This is a genomic window from uncultured Maribacter sp., from assembly GCF_963977385.1.
Lineage (GTDB): Bacteria > Bacteroidota > Bacteroidia > Flavobacteriales > Flavobacteriaceae > Maribacter.
In genome coordinates, this window is sequence record NZ_CAXBOU010000005.1 from 101,333 (window position 1) to 117,797 (window position 16,465).

A 16,465-nucleotide genomic window follows, 5' to 3' on the forward strand; every position below is an offset into this window, starting at 1 on the left:
CTATTAAAACAAAATATAAATCAAGCTAAGTAAATAACAACGAAATGAATAAACTAACAAAAACACTATCAGTACTTGTGCTAATTGCAAGTTTGAATATGGGGTGTGCCCAAACTAAGAAAGCGGTACAATTATCAGATGATGATCGAATGGAGTGGTGGCGCGATGCCAAATTCGGTATGTTCATTCACTGGGGTGTATACTCTATAATAGGCGGAGAAAGAGGAGAAAAAATAGCTGGCGGTGGTGCAGAATGGGCAATGGATAAATTGGATTATACCATTGAGGATTACGAGAAGTTTCCGGCAATGTTCAATCCAGAATTATTCAATGCAGATGACTGGGTGAAGATGGCTAAAGATGCAGGTATGAAATATATTGTAATAACATCAAAACACCATGATGGTTTTGCCCTTTGGGATTCACAAGTATCAGATTATGATATTATGGATGCCGCTCCTTTCAAACGTGATATTATTAGAGAATTAGCGGAAGCTTCAAGAAAGCAAGGAATAAAATTTGGAGTTTATCACTCCATTGTAGATTGGCATCATCCACAGGCACAGGGTAATTTATTCCCTAATTATAATGCAGGTCAAAAAGACCAAAGTGTAGTAAATCCTGAATTTCCTCAATATTATAAAAACTATCTAAAACCACAGGTTAAAGAGTTATTGACCAATTACGGAGATATTGATGTTGTTTGGTTCGATGGGGATTGGATTGCCGATTATACATCAGAAATGGGTAAGGAAATGTATAGTTTCATTAGAGAAATGCAACCTAATACTATTATAAATAACCGTGTGGATAAAGGAAGAAAAGGAATGGAAGGCATGGATATGGAAGGGAATTTTGCCGGTGATTTTGGTACACCAGAGCAAGAAATACCTGCAACTGGTATAGCCGAAGATTGGGAGGCATGTATGACCATGAACGGTACTTGGGGTTATAAGCCAGACGACACTAAATGGAAAAGCAGCGAAGACTTAATACAAAAGCTAGTGGATATCGTTTCTAAAGGAGGAAACTTTTTATTGAATATTGGTCCAGATGGTTTTGGTAGATTTCCGGCACAAAGTATAAGAAGATTAAAGGCGATAGGTGAGTGGACCGATGTTAATGGCGAGTCAGTTTATGGCGCTAAAGCAAGTCCGTTCGATATGCCAGAATGGGGTAGATATACGACCAAAGACGGAGTTATTTATGCCCATGTTTTTGACTGGCCAGAAGATGGGAAATTAAAGCTTCACAAAGATTTAAAAGTAAAAAAAGCAACTTTATTAGCAAATTCTAATACAGAATTAAAAGTATTAGCAACCTCTAGAGAGGTATTAATAGATGTGCCGATGCAAGCTCCAGATGCTACTGTTTCTGTTGTTAAAATAGAATTGGCTAAATAGAGCGTTTTCTAGGTAAATTAATGTGATTGTATAAGTCTTAAAAACATTGTGGTAACCTTTCGGCGAACCATAATGTTTTTTTGATAGTGAAACAATTTGAAAATATTGAAAATATTGAAAATGAAAATAGTGAACAAATTAATACTGATTATAGCATTTGCAATAGTAAACCTAAGTACTATTTATTCTCAGGAAAATATAGAAGCCCAAAAGTCAGACAATGAAAAGCTCACCGAATGGAAAAAGGTAAATGAAGAAGCTTTTAATGATACTTTAGAGAATCCATTTGAAAAACCCAATTGGGGTATATATACCAAAAAGGATGATATTGTATATGCCCATGTGTATGATTGGCCATCTGATGGAAAGCTGATTATCGATAGGGATATGAAAGTAAGAACAGCTTACTTAGATTATGGGGAGAAAAAATTAAAAACGCAATTAACCGATGGTAATTTAATTGTTTTTTTACCTAATGAAGCGCCAAATGAAATCGCCACTATTGTGAAAATTGTATTAACACCTACTGAAGATTGGGCAAACCTAAACCGTTATAGGCAGGCAAATACCCAATTAAAAGCTCCTGCCAAAAAAGAACAAAGAGTAGTGTTTATAGGTAATTCTATAACAGACAATTGGACTAGAGATCACGGTCAATTTTTTGAAGCTAATCCATCTTATGTAAATAGAGGTATTAGTGGTCAAACAAGTGCACAAATGCTTTTAAGGTTTAGACCAGATGTTATCGAGTTAAAGCCAAAAGTAGTAGTTATCTCAGCCGGTACAAATGATATTGCCGGTAATAGAGGAGCTATAGGCATTAAGCGCATTGCTGGAAATATTTTTTCAATGGTAGAGTTAGCCAAGGCAAATAAGATAAAAGTTGTTTTAGCTTCTGTATTACCAGCGTCAAGCTATTCTTGGAGTCCTTCTGTAGAACCAGCAGATAAAATTATTGAATTAAATAAACTCATTAAAGTATATGCTAGTGAAAATAATGTCCTTTATCTAGATTATTATACGCCTATGGTTAATAAAGAAAAAGGGTTGAAAAAAGAATTAGGCAGAGACACGGTTCACCCCAATGAGCGAGGATACTTGTTAATGGAACCATTGGTAAAAGAAGCTATCACTAAAGCCCTAAAGAAAAAATAATAGTAATAGGGTATAAAAACAATTGAGGTATACAACTTACTGAAAATGATAAATGAGCAGCAATGGTATATAAAATGAGTGTTTTAATGCTATATACTTGGTATTGGAACATAATTTATACGAGCTGCACACTATATTATATCCTATTTAGCCAAGAACCGATAACATTGTAATGCGATTGATTCTTGGCTTTTTTATTAAAACCATCGACAATATTATAGTTTGTCTTCTTAGACATGGGACAATACTTAATTCTATATGATGAAAAAAACACTTCAATTTATATATTGCTTTATGGCGATACTTGTTCTCAACCAAAATATTATAGGGCAAACTTCTTCTGCATATTTAGATATGTCGATTTATCTAAAACTTGCAGATAGCGATACCATCTACCCATCTTCTGAACAAATAGAAATGCTTAAAAAGGTGATGCCTAAAGAAGCATTTCAACCCGCTCCCAAGATTTCAGATAGAGCGTATTGGAACAATATTGGGCAAACCAAATCAGGAAAGGATTATCTGATAAAAGCGAATGCGTTATTGGATAAAAAACCAGAAGTTCCTATTTCAGATAGCATTTATAGATTAGCGAATAGGGAAGGTAATAGAGGTATTTATAAACCACGGTATTACAGGACTATGGATCGTTTAGAACATTTTATTTTAGCAGAATGTTTGGAGGGCCAAGGGAGGTTTTTAACTCAAATAGAAACCTATAGCAATGCCATATTGAACATGAAGTCGTGGTTACATCCAAATCACGATGATGAAAATAATGGTGTGTTAGAAGGTAGGCGAGTTTCAATAGATTTAGGGGCACGTAAGTTTGGGTCTGTATTGGCATTGGCTAATTATCTATTAGAAGATAAATTACCAAAGGAATTAAAGGAAGAAATTAACGGGCAACTTCAAAAACGAATTACAGATTCCTATTTACATAGTACAAAATATTTAGACGAGAATAACAAATGGATTAAAAGTACCAGTAACTGGAACTCTGTTTGTACCAGTGGAGCCATTTTAGCGACCATAACAAACTCTAAAAGTTATGATGATAGACTTGCAGTAGTTGGTTCCGCTTTAAATAGTATGAATCATTACTTAAGTGGGTTTGGAGAAGATGGGTACTGTTCAGAAGGTTTAGGGTATTGGGGATATGGCTTTGGTCATTATTTGTATTTGGCTCAAATTTTATACGATTATACAGAAGGAAGAATTGATTTGTTCGCATTCAATAATGCGGAGAAAATGAAGAATGTGGGGAACTTTCCTCAAAGCTTTGAAATTCAGAACGGAACCTGTGCGCCTTTTGCTGATGGGGTTTCTTCAATCTCAAGTAAAGGGAGCAACTTTGCCAATGTTTTATCTGCAAATTACTACGGAGCTATGATGCCCACTGAAATTAGAATGGAGGAAGCTGCTGAACAATTAATAGCTTGGCAACATCCTAAAATGTTTGAAGTCAGCAATAATAGTATGATTTCCGAAATGCCTGATCATACCTATTTTAATGAATTTGGTATGGTGATATCCAGAGGAAAACAAGAAACACCATTCTCCATAGCAGTAAAGGCTGGTCATAACGCAGAGAACCATAATCATAGTGATGTAGGTACTTATGAAATTTTCTTAAATACCGATATGATAACCGGTGATATAGGAGCGCCATCTTACAGAGCGGGCGCATTTTCACCAGATAATAAAGCCAGAAGTTCATGGGGTCATCCTGTGCCAATGATTAATGATAAATTACAATCTAATGGTATTGAGTTTAAAGGCACCATTACCGAAACGGAATTTACAGAGCATAAGGACAAGGTGGTAATGAATATTTTACCAGCTTACGAATTATCTATGCTACAGACTTTGACCAGAACCATAACAAATGATAAATCTGGTTTGGGTAGTATCACAATTGAAGATCAGTTTATTGCAACGGAACCAGTTAGTTTTGGTTCCTCTATAATGACACTGAACACTTATGAAGTTATAGATGATACTACTGTTATTCTAAAATCTGAGAATCGCAAAGTAGAAGCAGAAATTAAGAGTGAAGGTTTTACTTTTAAAATAAAGGATGAAGTTGTTCCTGTTAAGCATTTAAGGGAAGGCGCACCTGCTTATAGAATAGGAATTGATGCTGATAAACAAATTAAAAAAGGGAAGTTAACGATTACGTATACACCATTATAAATGATTAAAAATATACACCTAGAGACTAAGATGGTTACAAGAACTAACATTAATTCAGGGATTATTACTAGAACATTCAGTTTTGTAGTTTTTTTCTGTTTGTTTACTATTAATATGTTCGCTCAAAACACTTCAGAAATACCATTGCCAGAAAATTTGGAGCAAGGATATCCGAGGATATATATCACCAATTCAGAAAAAAAGGATTTACAGAAAACCATAAAAAAAGAAGCTTGGGCAAAAGAAGTTTTAGAAGGTCTTCATGACAAAGTTGATAATCATGTGGAACGCCACGTTTCAGATTCTGAATGGATGGTTTCCCGTTTACAGATGTATTGGAAAACCAAAGCAACAAATGTATATGTAAATGGTGTGGATTATTCCCATGCAGATGGAGAAGCACCTGTACCTACTGTTAGGTTTACAGGTTCGCGTAATTCTGCTACACCTTACGGTAAACCTAAATTAGAAGATATAAAACCCTATATGGATGACCCTAGAGGATTGTATTTGCCGAATAAAACAAAAGAAGGGCATCCATTCGAGTGGGCAGAGCCTTCTAAAACGGGAAATATAATTGTTTCTATTAATGAAGATATAATTGGTCTTGCTAGAGATGCGGCATTTCTGTACTGGTTAGAAAATGATGAACGTTTTTCGAAATTCGCATATGATATTTTCCACACCTATATGGAGGGTATGTCTTACCGTAGCGAACCTATAGATTTATTGAATGGTCATATACAAACCCTTGTAGGTTTCACACATTTTCAAGTGATACATGAAAGAGCTTTAAGAGAGGTATCCATTTTGTATGATTTTTTACATGGATATATAGAAGCAAATCATCCGGAAAATATAGCGATGTATGATAAGACCATTAAAAGATGGACAGATCAAGTGATTAAAAACGGAGTGCCTCAAAACAATTGGAACCTTCATCAAGCAAACATCATATTAAAAGCGGCAATGGTCTTGCAAGACGATGAAAATTATGAAGATAAAAAAGGACGCGAGTATTACATCAATTACATATTAAACGTTACCTCGGCAAGGCAATGGTCGTTATCTAAGTTTATAGATTACGGTTATGATAAAAGCAATGGGGTTTGGAATGAATGCCCAAGCTATTCCCTTGGTGTAACTAGTAGTCTTACCCATTTCATTAGAGACTTTGACAATACTTTTGATCACAACATTCTGCCGTACACTCCAGTGATGAGCAAGGCTGTGAAAATGATGCCACAGTACCTGTTTCCTAATAATCAAATAGTTGCATTTGGCGATTCTTACTATGGACCAATAAGTACAGAAGCAATAGGAGATATGATCAGGATTGCTCAAAAGAATGGGGACGATGATTTAGAAAATGAATTTACCGGCTTATACCGCTTATTTGCAGATGATGCAGTACAGTCGGGGAAAGATAGAGGTACAAAGTCAAAGAGTATCTCTTCTTTTTTCGCAAGCAAACCGTTGGAATTGAATCAAAAATATAAAAAGCATGAACTAAAGGATTACATCACACAAACCTTTAATGCCCCAAATGTAAGTTGGCATGTACAGCGTATGGGAACCGGTAAAGATGGTATGATGGTCTCTTTAAACGGCTCTTTAGGTAACCATATGCATGCCAATGGTATAAATATGGAATTGTACGGAAAAGGCTTTGTTCAAGGTGCAGACCCAGGTAAGGGCGCCAATTATCTTGAGCCAATTTATTTGGAATACTACTCTCAGTTTCCTGCACATAATACAGTTATGGTAGATGGAGCTTCATCGTACACCGAAATGTTGAGTTACCATGCTTTTGATGTTTTGGACGAATACCCTAAATCAGAACAGAAAGAAGGTTTTTATTCAGATATCACCTATTCAGATGTTTACTTTTTGGAACCGGAAACCCGTAGTGATCAATCTCGTTTAGTAAGTATCGTAAAAACAGGTGAAACAACAGGGTACTATATAGATGTTTTCCGCTCGAAGAAACAACGAGCAGGAGATAAATTTCATGATTATTACTATCATAATTTAGGTCAAACTATGAGTATAATGAATACCGATGGTAAACCGTTAAAATTAATGCCTAGTGAAGAAATGGCATTTGCAGGTGGTCATCTATATGCATTGGATTATATGTGGGATAAAAAATCGGTTAAGTTAGAAGAGGACTACCAAGCAGAATGGAAGATTGATATGCCCGAAGGGGAAGATGATGTATTTATGAATCTATGGATGAAGGGCACTGAGGGGCGTGAGGTTTTTTCCATAAAATCACCACCTAACAAAGCATTTAGAGGAAACCATGGTATACCATACAAAGTTGATAAGGAGCCTTATTTAACCTTCGCGGCAAGACAGCACGGAGCTGCATGGGAAAAACCTTTTGTATCGGTTTACGAACCCTTCACTTCCGCAGAAGGAAAAAGTATAGCAGCTATTTCAAGCTTTGATGACAACAACGGTAATACTGAATTTGTTGGGCTAAACATTACACATAAGTCAGGTCGTGAAGATTTCGTTTTTTCATCGGCTAATCATCAAAAAGTAAACTATAAAGAGATGTCTAGCGATGCTACTTATACGCTAGTTGCCAATGAAAAGAACGGAGATTGGGTGATATTTATAGGAAATGGTAAGGAAGTTTCTGCTAAAGGATTTAGTGTTTCGGCTAATGAATTAGGGAATATAGTACTAAAGGAAAAAAATGGCGAATTATGGTTACATAACGAGGTTGCGGTGACCATAACCCAGAATAATAAAGAACAAGAATTTAAAGTAGGTGATCTAAGGATAATTTCAATAAACTAAATCATGAGAAAAAAAAACATATTTCTAGGTAGTTTGATAGTGTTAGCATTATTTAGTTGCAAACAGGATAAGAAAATAGAAGAACCAAAAGAACAAAAGCGTCCCAACTTTTTATTTGTATTAGTTGATGACCAATCGCCGTTCGACTTCAAATTTTATGATTCCACTTCAACCTTAGATGCACCAACAATTGCCAAGTTGGCTAATGATGGTATGGTAGTAGAAAGCGCAAGACATATGGGAGCTATGGTGGGTGCGGTCTGTACACCGTCTAGGCATATGATTATGAGTGGCAGAACGGTTTGGAGCTTACCATCTATGCAAGGTTATGTGAACCCTACGGCACCAGAAAACTTAGAAGATAATACTATAGGCGCTGTCTTTAATAGGGCAGGGTATAATACCATGCGTACGTGTAAGGTTGGTAATTCGTATCCTGCAGCAAATAAACAGTTTACAGTTGTTAAAGATGCTACAAAAAGGGGCGGAACAGAAGAATCAGGTAGCGCATGGCATGCAGAACAAGTGCTTTCTTATTTAGATGATAGAAGTGCTGTCAAAGAAGAAAATCCGTTCTTTATTTACTTCGGATTTTCTCATCCGCATGATATTAGAAACGGTACTCCAGAATTATTGGAGAAATATGGAGCAACAAACCATACCGATAAATATAGTCTTCCGCCAGCTAATGAAAAGCAACCGCCATTACCGGATAATTATTTAAATAAACACCCTTTTCATCATGGTCACTTAGAATTACGTGATGAAGAAAATGTAAGTGGAGTCTGGAAAAATAGAGATGAAAATACGGTAAGAAACGAGTTAGGCAGAGAGTATGCCTGTTCAGAAAATATAGATACTCAGCTAAACAAAGTTTTGAGTAAGCTAGAGGCAATGGGCGAATTGGATAATACTTATGTTATTTATACATCTGATCACGGTATTGCTGTAGGACGCCACGGCTTAATGGGCAAGCAGAATTTGTACGAGCATTCATGGAGAGTACCATTAATAGTTAAAGGTCCGGGAATAAAAGCAAATCAGCGTGTAAAAGGAAATATTTACTTGTCTGATGTATTACCTACACTTTGTGATCTTGCTGGTATAGAGATTCCTGAAACTGTGCAGGGCAAAAGCTTTAAGCCTGTGTTAATGGGTGAACAAGAAAGTTTGAGAGAGGTAATGTATGGTGTTTATGCAGGTGGCTCTACTCCAGGTATCCGTACAGTTAAAAAAGGAGATTGGAAGTTGATCAAGTATGATGTGTTGGACGGGAAGGTGCAAGAAACTCAATTGTTCAATGTAGCCGAAAACCCAAATGAATACATATCTCAACATGGTCAATCTTCAGAAATGCTTAATGATCTAGCTGAAAACCCAAAGTACGCGGATAAGCTGGCAGAAATGGAGGAGTTGCTTTTAGAAGAAATGGAAACCTATGAGGATCCATTTAGATTGTGGAATCAACAAACAGAATAAGAATACATTATGAAAGAAAGGAATATACTTAGAGTATCAATTTTCACGATTCTTTTTTTGAACGTAATAAATGGCTTTGCGCAACAGGCGAAAACAACCGAGCAGCCTAATATCATTATATTTCTATGTGATGATTTAGGGTATGGGGATTTATCCTCTTATGGACATCCATTTATAAAAACGCCAAACATAGATAAGCTTGCCGAAACCGGAATAAAAATGACGAATTTTTATTCTGCAGCGCCGGTATGTTCACCTTCCCGTGTAGGGTTGCTTACTGGGCGTAGTCCAAATAGAGCCGGAGTATATGATTTTATTCCGAGTCCTAAAAAAAGTGAGGATTTACGTAATCAGGTTCATTTGCAAAAAGGGGAGGAAACATTACCTGCAATGTTAAAAACGGTAGGTTATGAAACCGCATTGGTAGGCAAATGGCACTGTAGCTCTTTGTTTAATAATCCAGCACAACCACAACCAGATTATTTTGGATTTGACCACTGGTTTGCAACACATAACAACGCAAGACCAACACATGAAAATCCGGCTAATTTTGTAAGAAATGGCGAAAAAGTCGGGGAAATTGATGGATTTAGTTGCCAGATTGTTGTAGATGAAGCTATTAATTGGTTAAAAGACAAAAAAGGGGATAACCCTTTTTATCTTCAAGTAACTTTTCATGAACCGCATGAGCCAGTAGCTTCCCCAAAAAATTTGGTTGATCAATATTTACCATATTCCAACGGACTGGCAGAAGCAGAATTTTTTGCCAATGTTGCCAATGTAGATAAAGCTGTTGGTAGGTTACTAAAATTCATTGAAGAAAATGGAGATGATAATACGATTGTAATTTTTACTTCGGACAATGGTCCGGAAACATTTACGCGCTACCCTGGTGCTAAACGAACCTTTGGTCAAACAGGAGGATTAAAGGGAAGAAAACTTTGGACAACCGAAGCTGGTATTCGCGTACCAGGAATTGTAAATTGGATAGGAAAACCAATGTTCACTGGAACAACGGATGCCGTAGTATCAGCTTTAGATTTTTTACCGACACTTGCAGAAATTACCGGAGCACAATTACCTAATAGAGAATTAGATGGTGAGTCTTTTCTTCCATTATTGCAAACAGGAGAGTTTAAAAGATCTAAACCATTATTATGGGGTTTCTATAATGCCCTTAACGAGCACAAGGTTGTAATGCGTCATGGAGATTATAAGATATTGGCACGTCTCAAGAACAAAGGCGAATATTTGCCTCAGATAATGAATGTTTACGAAGGCAATGAAACATTGGTGAAGTCAAGTCAATTAACAGACTTTGAATTATATAACTTAATGGAAGATCAAGCTGAAACTGTAAGCCTTGTAGACCAAAAGCCAGAATTGTTTTCTGAAATGAAAAAGCTTCTAGAAAAAGAATATAGTGCACTTTTAGAAGGCAGCCATGTATGGCAGAAGTCAGAGTAAGTAGATTGGTAGAAATAAAACATACGGTTCAAAAAAGTAAAATTATAATCAATGTGTAAATCCTTAATAACCATTTTTATTGCCTTGGTATGTGGTGGAAATTTATCGTTTGCACAGAAAAAAAATGTACTGATTATTTTTGTTGATGACCTAAGACCTGAATTAAATTCATTTGGAGCTAATTATATTCATTCTCCAAATATTGATAGTCTTAATGCAAGAGGACGAGGCTTTAATAGGCATTATGTAAACGCACCCAGCTGTGGACCTTCACGATATGCTTTTCTAACAGGACAATATGGATTGGAATATAGAGGAGAATCCAATCAATCTTTATTCAAAAGAGCAGAAGGCGTAAATGATGAAAATGTGAGTATAGCACCCAGTATGCCAGAATGGTTCCGCAATAATGGTTATACAACAGTATCGGTAGGTAAAGTATCCCACCATCCGGGGGGAAAAGGTGGTGACAATTGGAATGATAGCAATATTTTAGAAATGCCAAATGCATGGGATAAACATATAATGCCTGTTGCCGAATGGGAGAGTCCAAAAGGCGCAATGCATGGGCTGGCATACGGGAAGGTGAGAACACCAGATAATAGGAATATTATAGAGGTTGTTGACGGAAATGACAATAGCTATCCTGATGGTCATATCGCCGAAGAAGGTCTGAGACAATTAGGGGAACTGGCAAAAGGGGACAAACCTTTCTTTTTAGCAATTGGACTTATAAAACCACATTTACCATTCGGAGTTCCAAAAAAGTATTTAGACCGGTATGAAAATATACAAATTCCCCCAGCGCTACATTCCGAAAAACCTAAAGGAAAGACTACATGGCACGGCTCAGGAGAATTTATGAATTATAACCGATGGGATAAAGACCCACGTGAGGACAAGAAATTCGAGCTAGAGCTCAAAAAGTACTATGCAGCATGTGTAAGCTATGCTGATAAGCATGTGGGAGATATTATTCAAAAGCTAAAGAAAACCGGTGCCGATAAAAACACCATAATAGTACTTTGGGGTGACCATGGTTGGCATCTGGGAGAACACGCCATTTGGGGAAAGCATAGCTTGTTTGAAGAGTCGCTGAGGTCACCGTTAATTATATACGACCCTAGTATGGATAACAAAGGGCAAATGAGTAATGCCATTGTTGAATCGGTAGATGTGTTTCCTACTTTATGCGATATGACTACTCTGCCAATACCAAATTTTACAGAAGGTATTTCCTTAAAACCATTATTAGACAATGCAGATACGCAAGGGCATGAAGCTGTAGCTTTTATTTCAGATGCTACCACAATTAGAACTGATCAATACAGGTTTACACAGCATAAAAATGGTGCGGTAGAATTGTATGATCACCAGACTCCATTGGCAGAACAATTGAATATTGCAGAACGTAATCCTAAAATTATCCAACAGCTAAGAACTTTACTATTGAGTAAAACGGCAGATAAGGCATTTATATTTTCAAAAAAATAAACAAAAGTGTAGCATAAATCACTTTAATGAACAACCGTAAAATGAATAAAAAAACCATAAACCTATGTTTTTAAAATCAAAAAAATCAGCATTCAAAAACCTCAACCATTTCTCAGCATCACTTCTTGTTGTAATGACATTTCTGTTGTTATCATGCCAAGAAAAGAAGCAAACCAAAACTGATAAGGAAACGAAACCCAATGTCATATTAATATTGGTAGATGATCAGGGTTATGGTGACATTGCCGCATTAGGTAACCCATATATTAAAACACCCAATTTAGACAAGCTTCATTCACAAAGTGCACGATTTACAGATTATCATGTAAATCCCACTTGTGCACCAACGAGAGCTGCACTATTAACAGGTCATAATGCAAATAGGGCAGGTGTTTGGCATACCATTAATGGCAGGTCCATGTTATTGGAAACTGAAACGACTATGGCTCAAATTTTTAAGGATAATGGATATTCTACCTCCATGTTCGGGAAATGGCATTTAGGAGATAATTATCCGTTTAGACCACAGGACAAAGGTTTTGAAGAAGTTTTATCTCACGGTGGTGGCGGTATGGAGCAAACAATGGACTATTGGGATAACGACTATTTTGACGATATGTATGTTCATAATGGTGAGCTTAAAAGGTTTGAGGGTTATAGCACAGATATTTGGTTTAATGAAGCTATTAAGCATATCGAAAAAAATAAGGACCAACCATTTTTTTGCTATCTACCAACAAATACAGCTCACTCACCTTATTTTGTAGCGGATAAATATATTGAGCCTTATAAAAATAATGATAGCATTCCTTTGCCTGCTTTTTATGGTATGATTGCGAATATTGATGAGAATGTAGGCAAGCTTGTTACTTATCTGGAAAAGTCAGAACTCATGGATAATACCATTTTGATTTTTACAACGGATAACGGTACAGCTCAAGGAGCCAAAACAGATGGTCATAGACTAGATGGTTTTATTAAAAAAGGATTTAATGCAGGTATGCGTGGGGTCAAGGCAAGTAAGTATGAAGGTGGACACCGAGTTCCATTATTCATTCATTGGAAGAATGGAGGTATAACCGTAGGTAAAGATATTGATGAGTTAACTGCGCATTTTGATGTGCTACCTACCTTGGTAGAAATGTGTAATCTTAAAGTAGATTCAGATATTAACTTCGATGGTAAAAGTTTACTTCCGCTCATTAATGAAGAAGCCAACGACTTTGAAGATAGAATTGTCATCACCAATTCTCAACGTACCGAGATTCCAGAACCATGGCGCAGAACTTCTTTAATGCAAGGAAAATGGCGATTGGTAGATAGTACTGAGTTGTATAATTTGGCTACAGACCCAGAGCAGCGGAAAAATATTGCCCAAGATCATCCAGAAAAAATTGCGGAGTTCAAAGAAGCTTATAATGGTTGGTGGCAAGATTTGCTTCCAGGTTATGATGACTTACCTAGAATTTATGTTGGTCATGAAAAAGAAAACCCTACGAAGTTATATTGTCATGATTGGCATACAGATGGTGATAGTCCGTGGCATCAAAGACATATTCGTACGGGATATATGGATAATGGATATTGGGCTTTAAAAGTGGTGGAGGCAGGTACATATTCCGTTAAACTTAGAAGATGGCCAGAAGAATCACATTTGGCATTAAATGCTGAAGCGGCAATAAGACCAGCGAAAGAAGGTACAAGTGTGTCTGCAAGTAAGCCGGGTAAATCTTTACCCATTACAAAGGCAAGATTAAAAGTGCAACAGGTAGATAAAGAAATCGACGTAGATCCTACTCAAGAATATGCTGAGTTTACAGTAGAATTAACCAAAGGAGATACGGAACTTCAAACTTGGTTTTCATTAGATGATCAAGAAACCTTGGGAGCATATTTTGTTAGTGTGGAAAAATTAGAATAGTCTAAATGATTGATTATTAGTATTTAATTTCATCTTGATTCATAATTTATCGATAATGAACTATGAGTTATAAATAAATGAAAGCTAAAATCCCATATTGCATAGTATCTGAGTTAATCATAAAAAAGGGTCATGAGTCTAATGAACAGTCACTATTTAAAATTATCAATATTTCTGTTGCTCACTGTACTTTTTAATTATAGTTGTGCTCCATCTTCCAAAGTATTTGCGTTAAATGATTCTTTAGAGGTCAAGGCGAAGTTACTTTACGAAGAAAATTTTGATGCTGCCTTAGATGACTGGCAAGTTGAGCAAATGGACGGAGGCAGTACTATTTTAAAAGATAGTAAGCTAGAAATAGATGATGTTACTGGTTGTACAATTTGGTATAAAAAAGAGCTGTCTGGACCGATTATGATTGAGTATGATACGTATATCATAGATGAAGGAGGTGCTAATGACCGAGTTTCTGATATGAATTGTTTTTGGATGGCAATAGATGTTGAGAGCCCAGAAAATTTGTTCGCAAATTCAGCATCAAGACAGGGGAAGTTTTCGAATTATGATAGTTTACGCCTGTATTACATGGGTGTAGGTGGTCATGATAATACAAAAACTAGATTTAGACGGTATGTTGGTAATGGAGAAAGACCATTACTAGAAGAGCATGATTTTACTAAAAACAAGTATCTTTTAGAGGCGAATAAAAATTATCATATTAGAATTATTGCCTACAACAACGTAATTCAATATTATAGAAACGGAGTTAAAATGATTGACCTTTATGACGACAATCCGTATACTAGTGGTCATTTTGGATTTAGAACGGTCAATAACCATATGACCATTGATAATTTTAAAGTGTATAGATTAAAACAATAATAAAAAATATAATTAAATGTCTACAACCTATCAAACAAGATATGCTTCTAGTCCAGAGGCAGTTAAACAATATGATACTACAGCCCTAAGGGATGAATTTTTGATTGACAACCTGATGAAAAAAGGAGAAATCAATCTTACTTATACGCATTACGATCGATATATTGCTGGTTCAGCAGTTCCTGAAACCGCTTTGAAACTAGAAAGTATTGATCCTCTAAAAGCGGAATTTTTCTTGGAAAGAAGAGAAATGGGAATCATCAACGTTGGTGAAAGCGGTTCTGTTGAGGTAGATGGTAAAAGTTACAGTTTAGGGCACAAAGATGCCTTATATATTGGTATGGGAGCTAAAGACGTCGTTTTCAAGAGCGATGATGCTAAAAAGCCTGCTAAGTTCTACATCAATTCGGCTCCTGCACATACAACGTATCCAACCAAAAAGGTAAGTTTAGAAGAGGCTAACAAGTTAGAATTAGGTTCTTTAGAAACAGCAAACCACAGAACGGTAAGTCAAATGATAATTGGCGGGGTAGTTACTACATGCCAATTACAAATGGGTATGACGAAATTGAAAACAGGTAGTGTTTGGAACACGATGCCGGCTCATGTTCATGACCGTAGAATGGAGGTCTATTTTTATTTAGATGTACCAGAAGGTCAAGCAGTATGTCATTTTATGGGACAACCGCAAGAAACGCGTCATATTTGGATGCATAATCACCAAGCCGTAATTTCTCCACCGTGGTCTATTCATTGTGGTTCAGGTACGTCTAACTATACTTTTATATGGGGTATGGCAGGTGAAAATTTAGACTACAGCGATATGGATGTAGCAGCAATAACAGATTTAAAGTAAAAATATGTCTACTGAATTATTTAATTTAAAAGGTAAAGTCGCTTTAGTAACCGGTAGTACACATGGTTTGGGTATGGCTATGGCCAAGGGCCTAGGTTTGGCAGGTGCTAAATTGGTAGTAAATGGTAATTCATCACAATCTAAAATAGATGATGCTGTAGAATTTTATAAGTCATTGGGCATAGATGCCTATGGTTTTAAATTCAATGTCACCAATGAAGAGGAGGTAATTAAAGCTGTAAATGACATTCAGAGTTTGGTTGGTTCAATTGATATACTTGTAAACAATGCTGGTATCATTAAAAGAACCCCTTTAGAGGATATGGAAGTTGAAGATTTTAAAGAGGTTGTCAATGTTGATTTGGTTAGTCCTTTCATTGTATCAAAACATGTGGTGAAAACTATGATAGCAAAGAAACAAGGTAAGATTATCAATATTTGCTCTATGATGAGTGAGTTGGGTAGAAATACCGTTGGCGCATATGCGGCAGCAAAGGGAGGTTTAAAAATGTTGACGCAAAACATGGCTACAGAATGGGCAAAACATAACATTCAAGTAAATGGTATTGGACCGGGTTATTTTGCAACTAGCCAAACTGCTCCAATACGTGTAGATGGTCACCCGTTTAACGAGTTTATTTTAAATCGTACACCAGCTGCAAAATGGGGTGACCCAGATGACCTAGCGGGAGCGGCTATATTTTTGTCCTCAAGAGCAAGCGATTTTGTAAATGGACATATATTATATGTTGATGGTGGTATTTTGGCAACCATAGGAAAACCAAGTAACGAAAATTAAAA

At 36.4% G+C, this 16,465-nt stretch carries 11 protein-coding genes; all 11 read left to right on the forward strand.

The window, feature by feature from the left end; translation table 11 throughout:
* Nucleotides 1-44: 44 nt before the first annotated feature.
* The 11 genes from AAC084_RS07895 to AAC084_RS07945 all read left to right on the forward strand — a co-directional run bounded on the left by AAC084_RS07895 (nt 45) and on the right by AAC084_RS07945 (nt 16,463).
* Nucleotides 45-1,403, forward strand: a complete 1,359-nt coding sequence (locus AAC084_RS07895) for an alpha-L-fucosidase (RefSeq protein ID WP_339839188.1) — start codon at nt 45-47, stop codon at nt 1,401-1,403.
* A gap of 120 nt (nt 1,404-1,523) precedes the next feature.
* Nucleotides 1,524-2,558 carry a GDSL-type esterase/lipase family protein gene (locus tag AAC084_RS07900; protein ID WP_339839192.1) on the forward strand — a complete coding sequence of 345 codons (1,035 nt, stop codon included), beginning with the start codon at nt 1,524-1,526 and terminating at the stop codon, nt 2,556-2,558.
* A gap of 294 nt (nt 2,559-2,852) precedes the next feature.
* Entirely contained in the window at nt 2,853-4,754 is a 1,902-nt protein-coding gene (locus AAC084_RS07905) for a heparinase II/III family protein (RefSeq protein WP_339839195.1), read from the forward strand.
* On the forward strand, nt 4,755-7,565 hold the full coding sequence (locus tag AAC084_RS07910; RefSeq protein WP_339839197.1) for a six-hairpin glycosidase: 2,811 nt from the start codon (nt 4,755-4,757) through the stop codon (nt 7,563-7,565). It abuts the gene before it with no gap.
* Nucleotides 7,566-7,568: 3 nt separating this feature from the next.
* Nucleotides 7,569-9,044, forward strand: a complete 1,476-nt coding sequence (locus tag AAC084_RS07915) for a sulfatase-like hydrolase/transferase (protein WP_339839201.1) — start codon at nt 7,569-7,571, stop codon at nt 9,042-9,044.
* 9 nt (nt 9,045-9,053) lie between these two features.
* A complete protein-coding gene (locus AAC084_RS07920) occupies nt 9,054-10,511 on the forward strand; it encodes a sulfatase-like hydrolase/transferase (protein WP_339839203.1) in 1,458 nt (485 codons plus the stop codon).
* A gap of 51 nt (nt 10,512-10,562) precedes the next feature.
* Complete coding sequence (locus AAC084_RS07925) at nt 10,563-12,005, forward strand: sulfatase (RefSeq protein ID WP_339839205.1); 1,443 nt, start codon at nt 10,563-10,565, stop codon at nt 12,003-12,005.
* Nucleotides 12,006-12,069: 64 nt separating this feature from the next.
* Nucleotides 12,070-13,926, forward strand: coding sequence for an arylsulfatase (locus tag AAC084_RS07930; RefSeq protein WP_339839208.1), 1,857 nt, complete (start codon nt 12,070-12,072; stop codon nt 13,924-13,926).
* 141 nt (nt 13,927-14,067) lie between these two features.
* Nucleotides 14,068-14,808 carry a DUF6250 domain-containing protein gene (locus tag AAC084_RS07935; RefSeq protein WP_339839211.1) on the forward strand — a complete coding sequence of 247 codons (741 nt, stop codon included), beginning with the start codon at nt 14,068-14,070 and terminating at the stop codon, nt 14,806-14,808.
* Between the two features lie 16 nt (nt 14,809-14,824).
* Entirely contained in the window at nt 14,825-15,664 is an 840-nt protein-coding gene (gene kduI, locus AAC084_RS07940; protein WP_339839214.1) for a 5-dehydro-4-deoxy-D-glucuronate isomerase, read from the forward strand.
* A gap of 4 nt (nt 15,665-15,668) precedes the next feature.
* On the forward strand, nt 15,669-16,463 hold the full coding sequence (locus AAC084_RS07945) for a gluconate 5-dehydrogenase (protein ID WP_339839217.1): 795 nt from the start codon (nt 15,669-15,671) through the stop codon (nt 16,461-16,463).
* Nucleotides 16,464-16,465 lie beyond the last annotated feature (2 nt).